Annotated in this window: 17 protein-coding genes and 1 pseudogene; 11 read left to right on the forward strand and 7 right to left on the reverse strand. The window is 49.1% G+C overall.

Going from position 1 to position 20589, the window contains the following annotated elements; translation table 11 throughout:
• Positions 1-57 precede the first annotated feature (57 nt).
• From ANT_RS06645 to ANT_RS06660, 4 genes and pseudogenes are all read left to right on the forward strand, one after another.
• A complete protein-coding gene (locus ANT_RS06645; protein WP_013559746.1) occupies positions 58-990 on the forward strand; it encodes an ROK family protein in 933 nt (310 codons plus the stop codon).
• Between the two features lie 261 nt (positions 991-1251).
• Positions 1252-2471, forward strand: a pseudogene (locus tag ANT_RS06650) (acetyl ornithine aminotransferase family protein).
• Entirely contained in the window at positions 2465-4030 is a 1566-nt protein-coding gene (locus ANT_RS06655; RefSeq protein WP_013559749.1) for a sensor histidine kinase, read from the forward strand. The pseudogene ANT_RS06650 and the gene ANT_RS06655 overlap by 7 nt, the downstream one beginning before the upstream one ends.
• A gap of 61 nt (positions 4031-4091) precedes the next feature.
• Positions 4092-5441: a CpXC domain-containing protein gene (locus ANT_RS06660; RefSeq protein ID WP_013559750.1), complete on the forward strand. Its 1350-nt coding sequence runs from the start codon at positions 4092-4094 to the stop codon at positions 5439-5441.
• A 53-nt stretch (positions 5442-5494) separates the two neighbouring features.
• Here ANT_RS06660 and ANT_RS16210 read toward each other — a convergent pair whose 3' ends face one another.
• Positions 5495-6163 (reverse strand): FHA domain-containing protein, encoded by a 669-nt coding sequence (locus tag ANT_RS16210; protein WP_013559751.1) that lies wholly within the window; start codon positions 6161-6163, stop codon positions 5495-5497.
• A gap of 136 nt (positions 6164-6299) precedes the next feature.
• Between ANT_RS16210 and ANT_RS06670 the strand changes: the two genes are divergently transcribed.
• A complete protein-coding gene (locus tag ANT_RS06670) occupies positions 6300-7295 on the forward strand; it encodes a serine/threonine protein kinase (protein WP_013559752.1) in 996 nt (331 codons plus the stop codon).
• Here the strand turns inward: ANT_RS06670 and ANT_RS06675 are convergent.
• The 4 genes from ANT_RS06675 to ANT_RS06690 are packed head-to-tail and all read right to left on the reverse strand — an operon-like array spanning position 7287 to position 13175.
• Positions 7287-10103, reverse strand: coding sequence for a glycoside hydrolase family 3 N-terminal domain-containing protein (locus ANT_RS06675; protein WP_041454786.1), 2817 nt, complete (start codon positions 10101-10103; stop codon positions 7287-7289). The genes ANT_RS06670 and ANT_RS06675 overlap by 9 nt on opposite strands.
• Before the next feature lie 29 nt (positions 10104-10132).
• Entirely contained in the window at positions 10133-11074 is a 942-nt protein-coding gene (locus ANT_RS06680) for a threonine ammonia-lyase (RefSeq protein ID WP_013559754.1), read from the reverse strand.
• Positions 11071-11823 (reverse strand): glycerophosphodiester phosphodiesterase, encoded by a 753-nt coding sequence (locus tag ANT_RS06685; RefSeq protein WP_013559755.1) that lies wholly within the window; start codon positions 11821-11823, stop codon positions 11071-11073. The genes ANT_RS06680 and ANT_RS06685 overlap by 4 nt, the downstream gene beginning before the upstream one ends.
• Entirely contained in the window at positions 11820-13175 is a 1356-nt protein-coding gene (locus tag ANT_RS06690) for a DUF8689 domain-containing protein (RefSeq protein ID WP_013559756.1), read from the reverse strand. The genes ANT_RS06685 and ANT_RS06690 overlap by 4 nt, the downstream gene beginning before the upstream one ends.
• A gap of 184 nt (positions 13176-13359) precedes the next feature.
• On the opposite strand from ANT_RS06690, the gene ANT_RS06695 reads away from it, so the two are divergent.
• Positions 13360-14406, forward strand: coding sequence for a UDP-glucose--hexose-1-phosphate uridylyltransferase (locus ANT_RS06695; RefSeq protein ID WP_041454788.1), 1047 nt, complete (start codon positions 13360-13362; stop codon positions 14404-14406).
• Here the strand turns inward: ANT_RS06695 and ANT_RS06700 are convergent.
• The gene (locus ANT_RS06700) at positions 14403-15041 is read right to left on the reverse strand and encodes a deoxynucleoside kinase (RefSeq protein ID WP_013559758.1); all 639 of its coding nucleotides are present in this window, start codon (positions 15039-15041) and stop codon (positions 14403-14405) included. The two genes, ANT_RS06695 and ANT_RS06700, sit on opposite strands and share 4 nt — an antisense overlap.
• 112 nt (positions 15042-15153) lie before the next feature.
• On the opposite strand from ANT_RS06700, the gene ANT_RS06705 reads away from it, so the two are divergent.
• The 5 genes from ANT_RS06705 to ANT_RS06725 all read left to right on the forward strand — a co-directional run bounded on the left by ANT_RS06705 (position 15154) and on the right by ANT_RS06725 (position 19978).
• Positions 15154-15507: a cyclic-di-AMP receptor gene (locus ANT_RS06705; protein WP_013559759.1), complete on the forward strand. Its 354-nt coding sequence runs from the start codon at positions 15154-15156 to the stop codon at positions 15505-15507.
• A 2-nt stretch (positions 15508-15509) separates the two neighbouring features.
• Complete coding sequence (locus tag ANT_RS06710; protein WP_041454791.1) at positions 15510-16922, forward strand: MFS transporter; 1413 nt, start codon at positions 15510-15512, stop codon at positions 16920-16922.
• The gene (locus ANT_RS06715) at positions 16903-17172 is read left to right on the forward strand and encodes a TIGR03905 family TSCPD domain-containing protein (protein ID WP_013559761.1); all 270 of its coding nucleotides are present in this window, start codon (positions 16903-16905) and stop codon (positions 17170-17172) included. The genes ANT_RS06710 and ANT_RS06715 overlap by 20 nt, the downstream gene beginning before the upstream one ends.
• Positions 17173-17530: 358 nt before the next feature.
• Positions 17531-18931, forward strand: a complete 1401-nt coding sequence (locus ANT_RS06720; protein ID WP_013559762.1) for a cryptochrome/photolyase family protein — start codon at positions 17531-17533, stop codon at positions 18929-18931.
• Between the two features lie 63 nt (positions 18932-18994).
• Positions 18995-19978, forward strand: coding sequence for an aromatic ring-hydroxylating oxygenase subunit alpha (locus tag ANT_RS06725; RefSeq protein ID WP_013559763.1), 984 nt, complete (start codon positions 18995-18997; stop codon positions 19976-19978).
• Here ANT_RS06725 and ANT_RS06730 read toward each other — a convergent pair whose 3' ends face one another.
• Positions 19979-20587 (reverse strand): glycerol-3-phosphate acyltransferase, encoded by a 609-nt coding sequence (locus ANT_RS06730; RefSeq protein ID WP_013559764.1) that lies wholly within the window; start codon positions 20585-20587, stop codon positions 19979-19981.
• Positions 20588-20589: the final 2 nt, after the last annotated feature.

Genomic DNA, 20589 nt, shown 5'->3' on the forward strand with positions numbered 1-20589 from the left:
CAGCGATTTGATTTTGAGTCAACGATGTGAACCCAAAGGATTAGGCAGGGATTCTTTATGGACTATTACATCGCTGTAGATATTGGGGGAACCCAGTTACGAGCCGCACTGTACCCGGAGGGAGAACAGAAAGCTGTATCTCAGAAGCGTATCCCCACACAGACCAAAGATCAGTCTCCCGTAGATCGTCTGCTGGAACTGATTAAGAATATTATGCCCTCGCAGGGTAAAGTCAAAGCCATTGGTATGGCAGCACCGGGCCCCATTAATCCCAAGACTGGAATTTTGTATGCCGCTCCGAACATCCCCGGGTGGGTGAATCTTCCCCTGGCGCAGATTGTTCAGGATCGTTTCAAGGTCCCCACGCTTTTAGGAAATGATGCTAACCTTGCCGCCATGGGGGAGTGGAAATTTGGTGCGGGGCGTGGGTATCAGCATTTGCTCTACATGACTGTCAGCACAGGCATCGGCGGTGGTGTGATTGAGGAAGGAAAATTGCTGTTAGGTTATAAAGGATTAGCGGCGGAAATCGGGCATATCACGGTGGACCCTAATGGCCCACTGTGTGGTTGTGGACAGCGAGGACATCTGGAAGCGCTGGCTTCAGGTACGGCAATTGCGCGTTATGTTTCCGAGCAACTCGCTAGTGGGGTGCCTTCATCCATGGCTGAACTGCCCGCTGTGACGGCGCGCGATGTTAGCCTGGCGGCAGAACAGGGAGACCCATTGGCGCGGGAAGCGCTTGCCCGCGCAGGGCGTTATTTGGGTCGAGCCATTGCAGATTTCCTGCATTTATTCAATCCCCAAATTGTGATTATCGGGGGTGGGGTCTCTCGTAGTGGGCGTTATTTCCTCGATCCCTTGCGGAACTCAATTGCGGAATATGTGATTTCCCCAGAGTATTTGCATGGATTGGTGGTAACCACGGCCTCTCTTGGGGATGATGCGGGACTGCTGGGTGCCCTGGCGCTAGCACAAACTGTGGAGTAAAGGATGACTATGCAACCGGAGGTAAGAACCTCCGGTTTTTTTTGTCACATCGAAATACGATGGGGTTGTTGGTTTTATTGGCGAAAAATCGCTGAATTTGCTACACTAATTGAGGTACACCATTCCAATACCCAAAGACACTCAGGAGGCTTTTTCCATATGGTTACCAGGCTGAAACTGCCCGGCGTTATTGCACAATCCCTGATTGAACGCGATCATCGTGTGATATCACCTTCCTATCCGCGTGGTTATCCCTTCGTCATGGATCACGGAAAAGGTTGTGAAGTATGGGACGTGGACGGCAATCGTTTCCTGGATTTTGCCGCAGGCATTGCAGTGAACTCGACCGGGCATAGTCATCCCAAAGTGGTCAAAGCCATTCAGGAGCAAGCCGAAAAGTTTTTGCACATCTCATCAGATTTTTACCATGAGGGATGGATCAGATTGGGAGAATCCCTGAATGATATTGCGCCTTTCAATGAACCGGCTGTTTCTTTCATGACCAATTCAGGTACCGAAAGTGTGGAGGCGGCGATTAAACTCGCCCGCTATGTCACCGGGCGCACCCAGTTTATTGGCTTTCTGGGGGATTTCACGGACGAACGATGGGGGCTGTGACGTTCACCGCCAGCAAGAACCACTATCATCGTGGTTTCTTTCCACTGATGAATGGGGTGACTCATGTACCATATCCGGACCCATATCGCCCGGTTTTACAGAGCCTGCCGGGTGAACCTTATGGAGAAACGGTTGTTCGTTATATTGAGGAGCAGGTTTTGGGAAAAATTTTACCCCCAGAAGACGTTGCTGGAATTCTGGTTGAGCCAATTCAGGGAGAAGGTGGTTATATTGTTCCAGCGGAAGGCTTCTTCCCGGCATTACGTCAGTTATGCGACCGTTACGGTATTCTGCTGATCGTGGATGAAGTTCAGTCTGGCATGGGCCGTACTGGCAAGTGGTGGGCAATTGAGCATTTTGGGGTAGAACCTGATATTGTCTGCGCGGCAAAAGGAATTGCCTCTGGTTTACCGCTGGGTGCTATGATCGCCCGTAAACGACTGATGAAATGGCCCAAGGGTTCGCACGGTAATACCTTTGGCGGGAATCCTCTTTCTTGTGCGGCGGCGCTGGCAACCATTGAACTGATTGGTAGTGAATATCTGCAAAATGCTGCTGAAGTAGGAACTTATACTCTGGGGAAGTTACGCGAAATGTCTCTGCGACATCCTTCCATAGGGGATGTGCGTGGAATTGGATTGATGATTGGCATTGAATTTGTGAAGGACAGGCAAACCCGGCATCCTGATGAGAAATTCAGGGACAAAGTGGTGGATCTGGCATTTGAACATGGTTTGCTCTTGCTGGGGTGCGGTAAGAGCGTCATTCGCATTTCACCGCCACTTTGCATTACTCGACAGGAAGTCGATGAGGGGTTGGAAATCCTGGAGCGAGCCATTTACCTGGCAGAGGAAGCATGTTAGAACCGCTCTTACCCGATTTTCGAGTCCGTCAACGTGATTACCTGCTGGAAATTGCCCGAGCGTTAACCCAGGAACTGGATTTAAAGAAACTTCTGGGTCGTATTCTTCGTATAGCCATTGAAATGCTGGCGGGACAGGCAGGGTTGATTGCGCTCCGGGAGGAAGAAGGTGGCTGGCGCGTGGTGGTTACTCAAGGGATCCCCATGGCTTTCTTGCGAGCAATTGAGAATGTACTGGCAAATGTCCCTGCCGATGAGGATCCCGAACGATACGAACTTCCGGAAATTAATCGTCAGGTAAATGAATTAGCACAAGCCGCAAGTATGGGGTTGTTGCATGGCATTGTCCTGCCTCTCATTACACTTCAGCGTGTGGTGGGGTTGATTGTCATCTTCCGTTCGTATGCCGGCAGTTTTACCTCCAATGATATTGCCTTGTTGAGCAGTTTCGCCGACCAGGCAGCCATTGCGGTGCAAAATGCTCAGTTGTACACACAAACGAATCTGGAGAAAGAAAGGCTTAATGCTTTACTGGACTCCCTGGCAGACGGAATCCTGATTCTCCGTCCGGATCATTCCATTGAGCGCTGTAACCCGGCAATTTCCAGGATGTTGAATTTGCCATTAGAAAATATTCGCGGCAGACGTCATGATGAAATCATCCGCTGGAGCAAACCCCCACAGGGAATCACTCTCGAACAAGCCGAATCAGATGGCTGGCCTCTTACTCCGCATGCATACCTTTACGTTGAAGGGGATCTTTCCCGCTCTGGTTTAGCCCCCTTGCCGGTTGGGATTACCTATGCGCCTTTGATCTCTTCCGAAAATAAACTGGTCAATATTATTGCCACGGTGAGAGACATTACTCGTTTCCGTCAGGCGGAAGAGTTAAAATCTACTTTTATCTCCATTGTAAGTCATGAACTTAAGACCCCCGTGGCACTGATTAAGGGCTATGTAAGTACTTTGCGTAGAGAAGACGCTTCCTGGGACCCGGAAATCATTCAGGACAGCCTGAAGGTGATCGAGGAAGAAGCCGACCGCTTAGCGGTGATGATTGAGAACCTGCTGGATGCTTCACGCTTGCAAGCCGGTGGTTTAACTCTGAAGAAGAGCGATTTGTCTCTTCCAGAATTGGCTCGGCGAGTAGCTCAGCGGATGCAAACTCAGACTTCCTCTCACCGCATTGTGGTGGATTTTCCAGACGATTTTCCTATTGTGCTTGCCGATGAAGGCAGACTACAACAGGTGCTGACCAATTTGATAGGCAATGCGATCAAGTACGCTCCTGGTGGAGAGATCCGTGTGCATGGAGAGGCACGTGGAAATCAGATTATCGTTTGTGTGAGTGACCAGGGCCCTGGTATCAACCCTGAGGATGTCCCTCATGTGTTTGATCGCTTTTACCGTAACCCTGAAGCAGCAAAAAAGACGAAAGGTGCGGGGTTGGGTTTGTATTTGTCACGGGCTATCATTGAGGCGCATGGAGGAAGGATTTGGGTAGATAGTCACCCCGGTCAACAGGGTGCTCGAATTTGTTTCACCTTGCCCCGAGATTAGCAGCAGTTCCATGGAGCGGAGTGGTATAATCCCTTCATCTTTTGAACGTTAAGGAAGTTCTATGGCGAAAATTCAAACTTCTTGCCCACGATGCCGCCAGCCCGTCCTCGCGGAGGTCGAGCAGTTGCTGGATATGAAGGTCGACCCCAAAGCCAAACAGAAACTTTTGGCAGGAACATACAATCGTGCTGTTTGTCAGAATTGTGGTTATGATGGACCTATCCCCATGCCGTTGGTGTATCACGATCCGGAGAAAGAACTACTCCTCACCTATTTCCCGCCGGAATTGGGGATCCCATTGAATGAACAGGAACGCTTGTTAGGCCCTTATATCAAGCAGGTCACCGAGCGTCTTCAGCCTGAAGAGCGCAAGGCTTACCTCTTCCGTCCCCAATCCATGCTGACCATGCAAACCATGATTGATCGCGTTCTGGAGGCGGATGGTATTACCCGCGAAATGATCGAAAAGTCGCAGAAGCGCCTCAACCTGATTCAACGTTTGTTGAATGCTACGCCTTCTTCCCGTCCCGAAATTGTTCGTCAGGAAGAAGAAATCATCGATCAGGAATTTTTCCAGATGCTGGGTCAGTTAATTGAAGCCTCTCTGGCAGGAGGGGATCGTGCTACTGCCCAGGCATTGGTAAACCTTCAGAAGGAAATCCTTCCTCTTACACAGGTTGGACAACAAATTTTATCTGACTCTTCGGCAATTCAAACAGCCTTACAAGATCTTCAAGAGGCTGGTAAACGTGGACTTACCCGGGAAGCTTTGCTGGATTTGATGCTGAAGCAGACCAATCCAGCGGCTGTAGAAGCACTGGCACGGGTCACAGTTACGGGTTTGGATTATGAATTTTTTACTATCCTGAGCGAGCGCATAGAAAAGGCTCCAGAAGCCGAACAGAGCCGCCTGGTGCAACTCCGCGATAAATTGTTGGCGATGACTCAGGAAGTGAATCGGCAAATTCAGGAACAGATGCAGTCGGCTCGAAAACTGGTTGACAATATCCTGAACGCTCCCAATCTGGAGAAGGCTCTCGAAGAAAATTTGGGGTCGCTGGATGAATTTTTTGCCGAAGCCTTACGCGAAGCTCTTGAACAAGCACGGCAAAAAGGAGATATTGAACGCAGTGCCCGTATTCAAAAGATTGTGAGTATTTTGCAGGAAGCCGCCAAACCTCCCGCAGAGTACGAGTTAATCGAGAATTTGCTCAGCCTTCAGGATGAGGTTTCACGTCGTGAGTTGCTGGAGAAAAATGAAGAAAAAATCACTCCAGAGTTTCTTCAGATTTTATCCGGGCTGGTTTCTCAAATGGAGGAACAGGGGCAGGAAGAATTTGCCCATCAGCTGGAGAGGGTTTACAAGCAGGTTTTACGCTTCAGTATGGAAATGAATATGAAGCGAGGATAACCCAATGTGATTTAACTCTCACAGGGCGGTCTCCAAAGATCGCCCTGTTTATCTTAAGATTCTACAGGTGGATTATCCAAACGCAGTCCATGACCTCGGATGGTTAGAATGTAATTATGGTGCGGGTCAATTTCGGCAAGACGTTCACGCAGTCTTCTTACCAGTGCATCGAAGGCTTGCTCGGTTACTCCGAAGGCTTCATCTCCCCAAACGGCTTGAATCAATTCCTCGCGAGATACCACCTCTCCCTGCTGTCTTTCCAGGGCTTGCAGGAGTCTGAATTGCTGGGCAGACAATGGCGGTAGGACTTCCTTGCCGTTTAACCATAGTCGCCGTGAACGTTCGTCCAATCGTAAGCGATATTTTGTAGCCTGAGTGGAGATGAACGCATTTCCCAAAGGCAGGGTTGCATCGGAAATTAGGAAAGTGAAATGCTGAACCAGTGCTACCTGGAAAGCATCTCCATCCTGTAAAGATACCGGATCTTCCACACGTTTTCCCAGGTAGTAAGTGCCATTTTTACTCCCCAGGTCTTCCAGTATGGCACCGTTTGGCGTTGGGGAGATGCGGGCATGGTAGCGGGAAATCTGTCGGTCGGGGATGACAATATCACAGGATGGATCCCGTCCGATAAGCAGGGCTTTGTCCATTGTCCAACGCTGTCCGGACAGGGGTCCTATGGAAGCCACCAGCAAAGGTGCCTCTGAGCCGCTTTGTGTCATCTAATCCCTCCGATACGGTATAATATATCAAAGAATCATACTTTTGATAACCCTGCAGCGGGTCGTCCGAACCAAACTCAGACAATTACGCCGAACCTTTTGATTGTCTGGGTGGTTTTTCTACAGGTAGGAGGAGATGCCAGTTCCAATTAAGCCTGGAGAGGTGCTGCGAGGGCGTTACAAGATTCGCCGGGTGATTGGGCAGGGGGGAGTTGGATGTATTTATCTGGCGGATGATTTACGCCTGGAGGGTCGCACCTGTGCGTTGAAAGAAGTGGAACACGATCGTTCTCTGCCTCCCGATTTGTTGCGTGAGGCGCGGGAACAATTTTTACGTGAAGCCACCATTTTGGCGCGCCTGGATCACCCTAACTTACCCAAAGTTTCAGACTTTTTCTCGGTAGGAAACCGGGATTATCTGGTGATGGATTATGTCCCAGGCAAAGATTTGCGCACCTTGATGGTTGAGGCGCGTCAGGCAGGGATATTTTTGTCGGAAGAGGATGTACTGGCTTGGGCAAGTCAACTTTGTGATGCCCTGGAGTACCTCCATGGGCAAAATCCTCCTATTCTGCATCGGGATATCAAGCCCAGTAATTTGAAATTAACGCCCAGCGGCTTGTTAAAATTGGTGGATTTTGGCTTGGTGAAACTTGCTGCCCCTGGTGAGGTGACCATTACCATCCTTCAGGGGCAGGGCACTGCACTATACACGCCTCTAGAACAATATGGAGGTGATAGCGGGCATACGGATGTGCGTTCGGATATTTACGCGTTTGGAGCGACCCTCTATCATTTGCTTACCAATCATCCGCCGGCTGATGCCAGGGAGCGCTTCCTGAATCCCGAAAAATTAATTCCACCGCGGCAAATCAATCCGTCACTTTCCCCAAGAACTGAGCGTGCGATCTTATGGGCAATGGCTTTACATCCTGATGAACGCCCTGAGTCGGTGCGCCAATTCCGTTTGGCTTTATTTGGGGAAGATGCTGTTCCGATTTCCCGTCCTTTGCCGCGTACGGTTACTCAGCGTTCGGTGTGGGGGTTTCTGCGGTTTCCATTGGAAAGGACTTTGCTGGGCACTTCACTGGTGTTGATCACCCTTGGCTTGCTAATTACTCTTTTACGTTGAATGCTCATCAGGTTTCCTGGGAGTTTTTGATATATCTTTGAAATTGATAAAGTGCTGATTAACTTCGTGCCAACTGTACCCCACCAAACCGCCAATCAACATTCCTATTCCCGTTACCCACAAGATGCCTTTCCAGGTTTGAATAAGTACCTCTTTGCTGCCGGGCAAACCCAGAGCGAGGTAGAGATAAGCCAGGACTCCCCCCATAAGAACGGTTAATCCTAATCTCACTGCCCAACGCGGGCTAGGAAGAAAATGCATTCCCAGCCAACCGCCCGTGAACGCTCCTCCAAGGGAAAGGAGAGTGGATAGAAGCCATAAAGAGAGCGTGGGAGCAGGGCGAGATTGCACCGGCTCAGGATTGCTGGTGGGGGTTGCCTCCGGGGTTGAAGTGGTTGTTGGGATAGGTGTTTCTGTAGGTATGGGGGTAGGTAAAATTGCTGTGACCACAGCCCCCTCTGTACTGGTTATATCCAATCGCAGAATGTTTGAATTTATGGCTGGCTCGCTGGCCACGCGGATTTCCAGCAACCCTCCCCGTTCAATCCGGTAAGAAGCCCGAGCAATTCCATTCTGAGTGACCGTTTCGACCACTTGAGACATCCCTGATTCTCCCCCCAGAGAGAAGTAGAAACGCACAGGTGTACCATCGGGGACAGGATGTCGATTATGGTCCAGAATAACCCCTGTTTTCAGGGGAATAACATCCCCAATTTTGAACGTTGGAATGGGAGTTGCTTCCGGAGTTCCTCCCGGTTTTACCATTCCTTCTGGGATATCCAGTTGGAGACTGATGATTTGATTGGGATCGGGGGTCATAGCTTCAATCAGATCATAGCCAATGCCGGGAATGGAAACAGGAGAGGCTCCCGAAGGAATCATTTCCTGAAAGAGCAGACGAGCGGCAATATCAATAAAAGGAGATGTTTTGCCATAAAGTGCATAATAGGCACTGAGTTTGCTGATATCCGTAGCGTCCAGATAGTACGGAGCGTTGAAGGCAAATACAATGATTTTTTTGTTTCGAATCCAATCGGGTCTTTCAGAGAGCAATTGCCGTAAAGCGTTCGATTCCGGGCGGGTGTTAGTTTCGTTAAGGATGGAGAAGATTACCCAATCTGCCAGTTGAATTTCACGAACCAAAGTCTCTGTTCCTTCCTGATTCTGCAGGGCTTGCCAGAGTTCCAGGAAAGAGTATGAACTGAGGCGATTCGACGATACCTGTGCACCTGCTTGAGGACCATACAGTTGCAATACTGTATTTTGCAAGGCATTAATTGCAGGAATGGATTTTTCTGCGCAGGTGGTGCATTGCCTTGAAAGGATAGCGTCCGTAAAGAACACCAGGCGATCTCTGGGTTGAGGGGGGGATGGCAGGACACTGATCAATTCTGTAAAATCTGGACTGATCAATGTCGCAGCACGCGCGGCCACATCGAATGTCACTTTTTGAGATTTACCGACGGCTCCAAGGTTGGCTTCAGAGGGCGCTATTTCTTCAAAATTGAAGTCTGGATACAGGCGAAACTTCAACGTAAGAATGCGTTCGACTGAGTCATCCACCCGTTGGGCAAAAGTGGGGTCTTCATTATACTTTTGAGTGAAGGACTCTAAAATTCGGGTAAGGGTGGTGAAAGAGTCGGTATCCCCTGTTGATATCAGGGAATCAAGATATAAAATATCATTCCCTGCCAGAAAAGCATTGCGGGTAACCTGACGGGCATCAAAATTTGTACCACTGGGGTCGAAAAAGCGCTGAATAGCTGGACTTCCCAGATTATCACTGATGATAACGCCACCATTCTCACGCCATCGTGAAAACTCGGGCAGGCTCAAAATTTCATTCAGGGCGGTTCTATCAAAACTTAACGGGTTTGTGGTCGCGCGAATATTTTTCTGGAAACCTTGATAGCGAATGTGGGAAAGAAGCAAACCATCTGTCGTGGTGTCTGCAGGAAACGGGGTGCTGGTCACTGCAATGAAAGGCGCCAGTTCAACCTGTTTCAACTGCTCAAAGGTCTTTCGCACAGTAGCAATTTCTTCTTCCGGTTGGCGATCCGAACTTCCTCGACCGGGAAAGTGCTTGGCAATCACTGCAATTTTGTTGCCACTGCCCTGATGAATTCCGGCGATGTAGGCTTTTCCCATTTCGCTGACCCAGTAAGGATCTCCCCCAAAGGTACGAGAGCCAAGGTCTTCCTTCCCAACCGTATAAGACACATCCAGAACATCTAAAGACGGTCCAAGGATTAGATTAAAACCCAGGGCGCTGAGCTCACTTCCCAGCACCGTGCCGACCCGCTGTGCCATACCTGTATCCCAGGTTGCCCCGATTGCCATCAGATTGGGAAGCGGCGTCAGGCTGGAAAGAATCTGATCGTTTGGAGCAAGGTCACCTTCTTGAGAGATGCCTACAAACAGGGGGATGTATTGGTAGCTCTGCTCTTCACTTTGGGACTGTTGCCATTCTATTTCTTGAAGCGCGTGAATCAAGTTAAACGTGCTCAGCAGTAAACTTTCCTGGTCGTTAAAATTGTTGTTTTTCCGTTGTAATACTACGCCTCCAATGTGGTATTTTGTGATTAAGGTGTAAATGGGAGTGTCGGAAGCAGTGTTTGTCCCTTGAAAAGTAACCAGGAATAATTGGCCAATGCGTTCTTCAGGGGTAAGTTTGTTCAATAAACTGCGCGCTTTTTGGCGAGCCTCGTCGGCTTGAGGGAGAGAATTTGCCGAGGCAACAGGAAACACGGCTGATAAAAGCACAGCCACAAGAAGAAAAACACGGATGAGGGGAAGACTTCTCTTCATGAAGAAAACCATGACCGGGCGGAATGGTTTTATGAATGCAGAATGTTCTCAAAGATTTGTGGGTCGATATTCCCTCCACTGATAATCAGCGTAGCAGGTAATTCATCTACTTTTCTGCTCAGAACGGCAGCCAGCGTTACTGCCGCTGAACCTTCAATACGTTCTCCATATCTTTGCCATGCGAAACGAATGGCTTCAGCAATCTCTTTTTCCGATACCAGGCGAAGGTCAAAAAGGTGTGTTTTAACCAGAGGAATGGTGATGGAATTGTCTTCTACATCGCCTGCCAGTCCATCTGCGAGACTTTCCCATTCTACCACTTCCTTTTTGTTATTTTGATGAAATAAAGCATGAAAGTAAGCAGAGGCTTCCGATTGCACCCCAATCACCTTAGGGGGATGGGGTAAGCGTTGCATTGCCAGGGCAATCCCGGCGGCTAATCCCCCACCGCCAACTGGCACAACGACGCTGGCGGGGATTTCTGCTTTCCATTGCTCGATGAGTTCCAGTCCCACAGTAGCCTGACCAGCAATGACTTGTGGGTCATTGTATGGGGAAATCCACGTGGCTTGATGACTTCGAGCATATTCCAGTCCAGCCCGTTCTGCGTCTGCATAATGCCCGGGAACGATGTGTACCTTTGCTCCTAACTGACGCATCTGCTCAATTTTGTGCGCAGAAGCTCCTTCATAGGTAAAAACTATGCAGGATGCCCCCAATAGTTTAGCCGCGTAAGCAACTCCTTGACCGTGGTTTCCTGCACTGGCGCATACTAACCCTTTTTCAATTTCCCATGGCTGCAAAGTAAGGGCTCTGTTCAGCGCTCCGCGAACCTTAAACGACCCGGTAATTTGCTGGTTTTCCCATTTCAAGGTAATGGCTGCTACTTCATCCTGCGTTAAGGGTGTTTGAATGACCTTATCTTGTAAACGCTGATAAGCCTGTTCCAGCCATTCCCATGGGAAGATCATCGCCCCAAAACCTCACGAGCAAGAAGGGGATCATCGGTGATTAACCCGTCCACGCCATTCTGTACCAGTTCTTGCATAGCATTCACCTGATTGACCGTCCAAACGTTGATGCGACGTCCTTTCTGATGCTGTTTCTGGATAAACAAAGCCGTAGCGTCTGTGTAATAAGGGTGCAAAAATTCTGGAGAAAGTCCGCGCATCACAAAGGAACGCGCCCACCATCCGCCTCTACCTTCCAATGCCAGAAGGGCTACAGGAACTTCCGGGAGAATCTGGCGTGCACGTATTAAGTTTAATGGGTGAAAAGAGGAAAACAGCACGCGGTCTTCCAGGTGGTATTTTTTCACCAGATGACACACCTTTTCTACCAGGGCGTCTGTTGGGGAAGCATAGTTGGTCAACTCCACATTGACCAAAAGCGAAGGGGCAATTTCAACGAATACCTCTTCCAACGTAGGGATAGGTTCACCACTGAATTTAGCAGAGAAAAATCGTCCAGCATCCAGGTTTTTGAGTTCTGCCAGGGTGAGCCGATGCACCCATCCTTTGCCGTTGGTAGTCCTGTCAACGGTGGGGTCATGGATGACAACCACGTGCCCATCTGCACTGAGTTTGGCGTCCAGTTCAATGGCATCTGCGCCTTGCTCGATTGCCAGGCGGAAAGCCGCCAGGGTGTTTTCAGGGGCATAGGCGCTGGCGCCTCGATGGGCGATGATCAGAGTTTCGTGTCGCAGGCGAAATTCGTTCATAGTTCTACAAAGTAAGATTTGGCGGCTCGATCAATTAGTTCACGGCTCATTTCCGGTTCAACATTCAGATAGCCGGCAATATCCAGGATCTGGTCACATAAATCGCGAGGATGGTTAGCGCGAAGTTTACGATTGCGTTTCACGTACCATTCCTGGAGCAGGTAGGCTAAGCCCTGATCCGAGTAGGTTACCCCTTTGGCAGCCGCAACGCGGCGGAAAATTTCCCGATATTCCTCGTAGGTAGGATCCTGAATCTCAATTTTGTGGCGTAAACGGCGCAGGAAGGCTTCATCTACCAGTTCTTTGGGGGGCAGGTTAGTGGAGAATACCACCAGCACATCAAAGGGGATTTCAATTTTCCGTCCTGTGTGCAGGGTCAGGTAGTCAATACGATTTTCCAGAGGCACAATCCAGCGGTTGAGCAAATCCCTGGGGCGTACCATTTGACGACCAAAGTCATCAATGAGCAGAATGCCACCATTGGCTTTAACCTGGAAAGGCGCTTCATAGTATTTCAGGGTATCGTCAAAAACCAGGTCCAGGCCGGCAAGGGTCAGCTCTCCACCGGTGACGATGAAGGGGCGGTGAATGCGCACCCAGCGGGGATCTCGTCGCGATCCTGCTTTGAGTGTGCCGGTTCCCTGATAAGTGGTATCCTCTTCCTGTACCAGTTTGTGATTGACTGAGTCGTACAGTTTGATGACCTGTCCATCTACATAAATGGCATAGGGGATGTAGATGCTCTGAGCTTGCAGCATGTTGCCAATTGCCCGGGCAATGCTGGTTTTCCCATTCCCTGGGGGACCATAGAGGAAGATTGAAGTTCCAGAGTTCACGGCGGGTCCAAGCGCCTGAAAAGTATTCTCATTGAGTACCAGCCCGGAAAGAACCTGCCGCATGACCCGACTGGTCACCTGGACTCTCGAACGCGCCTGACGCAATACCGATTCAACATAAATGCCCAAAGGGACGGGAGCCGGTCCGGCATACTGACTGCGTTCCAGGGCTTCTCGGGCGCGGGAAATTCCTGCACCAGTAATTGCATAGAGGTAAGCGCCTTCTCCCAACCCCATTTGCGAGGATCGTACTTCAATCAGTTTTTCTCGTTTAAGGGTTTCGAGAATTTGATCTACCACGCCAGAAAATGGCAGGGCAATTTCTTCAGCAATCTTATACCCGGTTAAGTACCCCTGAAAGTACATTACTTTCAAGATTAAGTCCTGAAGCCATAATGGGGAAAGCCCGGTGTCTTCCAGATTGACAATGGGAGGCGGGGTAAAAGGCGGTGCAGAGGGACCTGTGGCTGCTGAGGGTGCAGGTTTTGCTCCCGGTTTCATGGGCGCATTTGTCATAGGTAACCTCCCTGTAAATGCCAAAATCGGATAGAACAGTGCAGAGTTCTTTTCTGATTATAGCATGGCGGGCATAATCCTCCGCCTTTCTGCAGGATTTTTATTCTTTACGAACACCTTTCAATTCTCGAAAAAGATATAATAAGCATGTTATTTGATTTTCTGTGTTCGAGGATGTTTTAACATGAACTTTGAGCGACCTCATCGACGTTTAAATTTGTTGACTGGAGAGTGGGTGCTGGTTTCCCCGCATCGTGCGAAACGCCCATGGCTTGGGCAGGTGGAGAAAATTCCCCCCGAACGTTTACCTCAATATGACCCCGATTGTTACCTCTGCCCGGGAAATAAACGCTCTGTAGGCATCCAAAACCCCCCTTATACCGGGACTTTTGTATTCGATAATGATTTCGCTGCTCTGCTTTTACCGGAGGACCGTCCGGAGAGTCACACTGAGGGAAACCTTTTTATTGCGGAAGAAGAAAATGGAATTTGCCGGGTGATTTGCTTTTCTCCGCGTCACGATTTAACCATTCCTGAGATGTCTCAGGAAGAGGTCGAAGCAGTGGTAGAAACATGGAGCGATCAAACACTGGATTTAGGAGCCAGACCGTTTATCCGTTACGTCCAGATTTTTGAGAACAAAGGGGCTATGATGGGGGCATCAAATCCGCACCCCCACAGCCAGGTGTGGGCTACCAGCCATATTCCCAACCAACCGGCTGTGGAATTGCGTCAGCAGGAAATATATGCTCAATCCCACCACTCATGTTTGTTATGTGATTACCTCAAAGCCGAGCAATCTTCCGGTGAACGCATTGTTTGCCAGAATGAAACCTTTACCGCTTTGGTGCCGTTCTGGGCAATCTGGCCCTTTGAGATTTTAGTAATTTCCAACCAGCATACAGGGTCATTGCCTGAGTTGAACGCTGAACAGCGTAAAGGTTTGGCAGATATTCTCCGACAGGTCACTATCCGTTACGATAACCTGTTCGAAATTTCTTTCCCCTATTCCATGGGATTTCATCAAAACCCTACAGATGGACAAGCCTATCCTTTTCATCATTTTCATGCCCACTATTACCCTCCGCTTTTGCGTTCGGCAACTGTGCGGAAGTTTATGGTAGGCTTTGAGATGCTGGGAATGCCGCAACGGGATCTGACCCCAGAAACGGCCGCTCAGCGCCTGCGGGATTTGCCTGCTCTTCATTACAAGAACAGAGCGTCATCTTAATCCAGCACCATTTCTTCTTTGCCTGCCAGTTTTTCTTGAATACGCTGGACAACCAGGTCCAGGTGCTGGGGACGGTGTACAAAATCCAGATCATCTGATCGGATGGTGAGCACCGGGCAAAGGTCAAAAGAGCGTAGCCAATCTTCGTAGAAGGAATCCAGTAGAGCCAGGTATTCCTCGGTAATGCCTGTTTCGATATTCCTGGCACGTTTGCGAATGCGGTTCATAAGCACGGGAACCGGGGCTTTGAGGTAAATCAGCAAACTGGGGGTTGGCAGATGCGCAACCACCAGGTCAAAAACTTTTCGATAGGAATGGTATTCTGGCTCGGTCATGTTTCCTAGGTGATGCAGTGCCCGGGCAAAGATAAAAGCATCTTCGTAAATACTTCGATCGATGATTGCAGAACGCGGGTCATTCCACATGTCCAGATGCTGTTGAGCGCGGTGTCCCAGGAAGTAAATCTGGAGGTGGAAAGCCCATTTTTTCATATCAGCGTAAAAATCAGCAAGGAAGGGATTATCAGCCACCGATTCATAAGCAGTAATCCATCCCAGGCGTTCTCCAATCCGTTCGGTGAGCGAAGTTTTGCCTGAACCAATGTTACCGGCAACCAGAACCAAGCGTTTGGGCATAGATTATTTCTCCGTTGAGAATAGGTTTAGTGACGCTGGACTTATTCTATCCTAAATTGTCAGAGGGGATGGGGGTATAATACCTCTGAATTTCTTTCTCCGGGAGGAAAGAATGTCCCAACAGCCCCGTTCCAACATTGATCGCATGGTGCTGATTGTGGCTGCTGCTGAGCAGAGCGGACAGTTAACCACCGAGTTGCTTAAGGCGGGTTTTTCTCTTACCGTCATCAGTCCTCGTGAGGGTTTTCTGGGGTTTGGAGCCACTTGCCTGCTGTTGGGAATTGACTCGCAAAGGATGCAGGAACTTCTGGAAATTGTACAGAAAACGTGTGGAAAGCGCCGTCAATTTGTCCCTGCACAGGGGCATCTTGTTTTACCTGAAGGTCTTCCCCCAATGATGATAGAAGCCGAAGTAGGGAGCGCTTATGTTTTTAGCATGGAAGTAGAACATTTTGAGCAGTTTTGAGTATGAAACGACAAACATCGCAGATTTCATGGGAAAAAATTAAAACTAGCATGCAATTGATAACTGCCGGGGGCAGTTGGTCGGCTCAATTTCCTGATCAGGTCCAGCATAACTTAAGAATGTTTTTCTTCGATGGTGTCTTCGCTGCAAGTCAAGACGCCATTCATGTGACTTATCTTACTCTTTATGTTCTGGCGTTGGGTGCAACCAAAGCCCAAATAGGGCTGATGAGCGCATTGGGAAGCATAGGGGCTATGCTCCTTTTGCTTCCGGGGGCAATTCTGGCAGAGAAATTACCTTCCCGAAAGTGGTTGGTGGTCTGGACGGGAGGGGGGATTAGCCGCTTGATGCTGCTCGGTTTTGCCATTTTGCCGTTTTTCCTGTCAGGTGAACCTGCAGTGGTGATCGCTATCGCCATGAAAGTGGTCATGGATGGGTTTGGCAATCTTTCGATGCCTGCCTGGACGTCCCTCACGGCCGATATTGTGCCTCTTGCTTGGCGTGGCCGTTACTTTGGTACCCGGAATATGTTCATGGGTATTGCCAACATGCTGGTGACCTTCATTGCGGGGCAGATTATCGTTCTTTCTATGACCCCCGTGGTGGGGTATCAGCGTGTTTATTTCATCGCATTGATGTTTGGGATTGCCTCCAGTGTCTTTTTTGCTAGTATTCGAGAGCCGCGCTCCGGTCAGATGGTTTCTCAGTCCAGTTTGGAGGTGTATAAACCCGGAGTCCTTCTTCAAGGGCTGAAGCAGGACCGAAATTTTCTGGCTTTTTGTATTTCTCAAATGGTGTGGAATTTTTCTGTCAATATTGCGGGCCCTTTCTTCAGCGTGTATCAGGTGGAAGTGCTGAATTCAACTGCAGCCATAATTGGTATTCAATCGATTATTGCCAGTGTAGCGGGATTACCAGCCCAACGTTTATTCGGGGCTTTGAATGATCGTTGGGGGGCGCGTAAAGTTCTTTTGCTAACGGGATTCCTGATTCCGTTCATGCCCTTTGTTTGGCTCTTCGTTCGTTCTCCATGGCACCCAACTCCAATCAATATTTGGGCAGGTTTTATGTGGGCTGGGTATAACCTGGCTACATTCAATTTTTTACTGGCTCTCAGTACTCCACAAACCCGCGCTCGCTATTCGGCTTTGTATCAGATTGCAGTAACTCTTTCGCTGGCGGCTGGTTCGGCGTTTGGTGGTTTTTTAGTCCAGCATGTGGGATATCCAGCCATTTTTATCAGTTCAGGGCTTGGGCGTTTCTTAAGTGTTTTCCTTCTCTGGCGTTTTGTGAAAGCCCCTGAAGAGCATGCGCTTTCTGCAAGTTCCCTTTTAGTTGTTGAGGAATCATCTGGAGACTTTGATCACTTTGATAAGGACAACAATACCTGTGAAGATGACAGCAAAAACCTTTGAATTTGAACCTCATGGCGTTTGTCCTCGTAAAATCCGCCTGGAGTTGGAACAGGGACGGATTCACCGAGTTGAATTTCTTGGGGGATGTGATGGTAATCTGCAAGGCATTTGTCGATTGGTGCAGGGAATGGGGGCACAGGAAGTCATTTCACGCTTGATGGGTGTGAAGTGTGGGCAAAAACCGACATCTTGTCCCGATCAATTAGCACAGGCTCTGGCAATTGCCCTGCGAGAACACGAACAAGATTAGGACTTGATTAACGTTTGGCATTTTGCTTGACTTTTGCTTCCCAATATGTCATACTAACCTCATCAACCTCATGGGTTGAGCATTTATTCCATAGCTATCTTTAGAGAAAAGGAGGTGGTGTCGAACATGGATCATAGTAAGCAACAAACGGCTGCGGCACCCCTCCTGGTTTCTCATTAACCAGTGTGCCGCAGCCACCCAAAGAAGGAGCCGTCTAAAAAAGACGGCTTCTTCGTTATACATAACCTTTTACAACTTCAAGACACAATAGGACTTCTGGATTATCATCAATATAGATAAGGCGGATATTCGAATATTTTTACTGGTATCCTCGAATATCCGCCTTTTTGAGGGGAAAATGACAACCATTCTCTGGTGGATTCGTCGTGATTTGAGATTGCATGATCACCCTGCGCTGGAATATGCTTTGCAAAAAGGCAGGGTCATACCTGTTTTTATTCTCGACGATCGACTTTTACAAAAAGAGGCGTCTAAGCGCAAGCAATTTCTCTTTTCCGGATTAAGACAACTGGATGAGGATTTACGAAAACGGGGGAGTCAACTGATTATCCGCAGGGGGGAGCCACTTGCTGAATTAACCCGCTTAATTCAGGAAACCGGTGCAGAGGAAATCGTTGCTCTGGAAGATTACAGCCCTTATGCTCGTCGTAGAGATAGCCATATTGCTCGTGAACTTCCTCTGCATCTTTTTGCCGGTGAGACGGTCTATCCTCCTTCTCTGGTTTTGAAGCCTGATGGCTCTCCTTATACGGTTTTTACGCCTTTCAGCAGAGCCTGGAAAGCCTTGCCATTCGCTTCTCCCTCCGTTGTTTCCCTTCCAGAACGTTTTCCGGCGGTCCCCGATAAACTTGTCTCTTTACCCATCCCTGAAGCCATATTTCTGCAGGATTTTCCTCCAGGTGAATTGGAGGCTCTACGCCGGTTGGAGAATTTTCTCTCCGGACCGGCAAGAGAGTATGCCGATGGGCGCAACCGGTTGGATCAACCGGGCACATCTTTCCTTTCCCCTTATTTTCGCTTTGGAATGCTTTCCCCACGTTGGGCAGTTTTTCAGGTTCGGAAAATGATTCAGATCACTTCCTCACCAGACGAAAAGCGGGGTTATGAAGCGTGGTTAAACGAATTAATTTGGCGTGAGTTTTATATTTCTATTCTGTACCATTACCCTCATGTACTGGCAATGGCGTTCAATCCAGCATTGAGGGCAATTGAGTGGAGAGATGCCCCATCCGAGTTGCAAGCGTGGAAGGAAGGGAAAACAGGCTACCCTGTAGTGGATGCTGCCATGCGCCAGTTAAAAGCCACCGGTTGGATGCACAACCGCGCACGCATGATTGTTGCTTCTTTCCTGACCAAAGATTTATTGATTAACTGGCAGGAAGGCGAGCAATGGTTTATGCAGAACTTGGTTGATGGGGATCCGGCAGCCAACAATGGGGGGTGGCAGTGGACAGCGGGTGTAGGCACGGATGCAGCCCCCTATTTTAGAATTTTTAACCCCGTCCTGCAAAGTGCCAAGTTCGATCCCCAAGGGAGGTATATCAAAACATGGGTGCCGGAATTAACTTCTGTGCCCACCGAATTTATTCATGCTCCATGGACAATGCCACTGTCGCTCCAAATCTCTCTGGGGGTAAGAATTGGAAGGGATTATCCGACGCCGATGGTGGATCACCAAGAAGTTCGCGGCCGTGTCCTTGAGGCTTACCGTACATCTCAGGGGAAAACACGGAACTGAGCATTTGCTCTTTTCAAATTGTGCCATAATTACACAAAAAATATTCATCGGGGAGGACTTTGTATGATTCCAAACCAGTGGTATGTTGTGCTGGAATCCAGAGAGGTTCGGGTGGGAAGGCCGGTAGGGGCGGTTCGGATGGGGGAGAAGATGGTTTTCTGGCGCCGTAAGGATGGAAAGGTGGTTTGCATGGCAGACCGTTGCCCGCATTTGGGAGCGAGTTTGTCCAGAGGAAAAGTAGTCGAAGACCATTTGGCTTGCCCATTCCATGCCTTTGAATTTGATCCCGGTGGAGCGTGTGTTTATATTCCAGCGCTGGGGAGAAATACTCCTCCTCCTAAAGCGATGCGGATAAAGTCGTATCCCACTTATGAAGCCCATGGCTTTATCTGGATTTATTGGGGGGAACCTCAAGGGGAACTTCTTCCTCCGAAGTTTTTTGACATTGATGAGACTTTCTCTTACGCTGGATACCGCCAATTGTGGCCTGTACACTATTCGCGAATGGTAGAGAACCAGCTGGATGTGATGCATTTGCCCCATGTTCATACCGATACTATTGGCAGAGGAAGAAAAGTGGTGGTGGATGGCCCTCTTGCCAGAGTGGAAGACGGGGTTCTAAAAGTGTGGGTGTTCAATCGTAAGGATGATGGAACTCCACCCCGACGGGCTGACGAACTTCCCACGCCCAGCCGGCCTCCCTTTTTAGAATTCATTTTCCCCAATCTCTGGCAAAACCGCATCAGTTCAGACTATCGCATCGTTGTAGCGTTTGTCCCGGTAGATGAGGAACATGGTATGTTCTACCTGAGACAGTATCAACGGATTGTCCGTATTCCTATACTTCGTGAAATTGTCAACTGGATTGGGGTGCTCGGCAGCCATCACATTGCCGAGCAGGATCGTAGAGTCGTCAGTACGCAATTGCCTAAAAAATCTGCCTTGCGGGGCGAAGATAAGCCTGTTCAGGGGGATCATGCCATACTGACGTACCGAAGATATCGGGAAGAATTGATAGAAAAAGCCAGGAGTAATGGTGCAAAATGATTATGGCTTGTGCCTGCGAAGAACGGCTCGGAGTTGCGGAGCCGTTCTTAATTCTCTGGCGTGTTTTCCAAGAACCAGCAAAGTATTCAGCACCCAAACGCTCAAAAACAACGGATCGGGGTGATAAAGAATCAGATAAAGAAATGTACCCAGTAAACTGAACAACACCACCCAAGCATGGGGTTCAAGGGCAAAAATCCCTAACACCATGAAAAGCCCTAAAATTGTAGGCACCTCTCCGAGACTCAATCCAATCCACATCCCAAAAGTGGAGGCAATGGCTTTGCCACCCTTCCCACGAAGAAATGGAGAGAACATGTGCCCCAGCACAGGGGCAAGCGAAATCAACAGCATCCAGAGAAATGGGGGATGCAGAACAAAGTATGCCCAACCTACGGGGATAGCCGCTTTTAGGGCGTCCAGCACCAATCCCAGAGCTCCGCTCCATTTTCCGCCTGCTCGAATGAGGTTGGTTGCGCCAGGATTGCCATCCCCGTATGTGCGGATATCTGTATGAAAAAGCCATTTTCCTAACAGGAAAGAAAAAGGAATGCTTCCCGACAGAAATGCAATGGTGGTCCAGAGGAAGAACTCGACAGAAGAATTCATTT

The organism is Anaerolinea thermophila UNI-1 (assembly GCF_000199675.1).
In the GTDB taxonomy this organism is placed as follows: Bacteria; Chloroflexota; Anaerolineae; order Anaerolineales; family Anaerolineaceae; genus Anaerolinea; species Anaerolinea thermophila.

Coding starts and splice junctions, on each gene's coding strand:
- ANT_RS06660 (WP_013559750.1), top strand. CDS start 4,092: ATGGCGAAAATTCAAACTTCTTGCCCACGATGCCGCCAGCCCGTCCTC.
- ANT_RS06680 (WP_013559754.1), bottom strand. CDS start 11,074: ATGATCTTCCCATGGGAATGGCTGGAACAGGCTTATCAGCGTTTACAA.
- ANT_RS06675 (WP_041454786.1), bottom strand. CDS start 10,103: ATGAAGAGAAGTCTTCCCCTCATCCGTGTTTTTCTTCTTGTGGCTGTG.
- ANT_RS16210 (WP_013559751.1), bottom strand. CDS start 6,163: ATGACACAAAGCGGCTCAGAGGCACCTTTGCTGGTGGCTTCCATAGGA.
- ANT_RS06720 (WP_013559762.1), top strand. CDS start 17,531: ATGACAACCATTCTCTGGTGGATTCGTCGTGATTTGAGATTGCATGAT.
- ANT_RS06705 (WP_013559759.1), top strand. CDS start 15,154: ATGTCCCAACAGCCCCGTTCCAACATTGATCGCATGGTGCTGATTGTG.
- ANT_RS06715 (WP_013559761.1), top strand. CDS start 16,903: ATGACAGCAAAAACCTTTGAATTTGAACCTCATGGCGTTTGTCCTCGT.
- ANT_RS06670 (WP_013559752.1), top strand. CDS start 6,300: ATGCCAGTTCCAATTAAGCCTGGAGAGGTGCTGCGAGGGCGTTACAAG.
- ANT_RS06655 (WP_013559749.1), top strand. CDS start 2,465: ATGTTAGAACCGCTCTTACCCGATTTTCGAGTCCGTCAACGTGATTAC.
- ANT_RS06710 (WP_041454791.1), top strand. CDS start 15,510: ATGAAACGACAAACATCGCAGATTTCATGGGAAAAAATTAAAACTAGC.
- ANT_RS06730 (WP_013559764.1), bottom strand. CDS start 20,587: ATGAATTCTTCTGTCGAGTTCTTCCTCTGGACCACCATTGCATTTCTG.
- ANT_RS06700 (WP_013559758.1), bottom strand. CDS start 15,041: ATGCCCAAACGCTTGGTTCTGGTTGCCGGTAACATTGGTTCAGGCAAA.
- ANT_RS06690 (WP_013559756.1), bottom strand. CDS start 13,175: ATGACAAATGCGCCCATGAAACCGGGAGCAAAACCTGCACCCTCAGCA.
- ANT_RS06725 (WP_013559763.1), top strand. CDS start 18,995: ATGATTCCAAACCAGTGGTATGTTGTGCTGGAATCCAGAGAGGTTCGG.
- ANT_RS06695 (WP_041454788.1), top strand. CDS start 13,360: ATGAACTTTGAGCGACCTCATCGACGTTTAAATTTGTTGACTGGAGAG.
- ANT_RS06645 (WP_013559746.1), top strand. CDS start 58: ATGGACTATTACATCGCTGTAGATATTGGGGGAACCCAGTTACGAGCC.
- ANT_RS06685 (WP_013559755.1), bottom strand. CDS start 11,823: ATGAACGAATTTCGCCTGCGACACGAAACTCTGATCATCGCCCATCGA.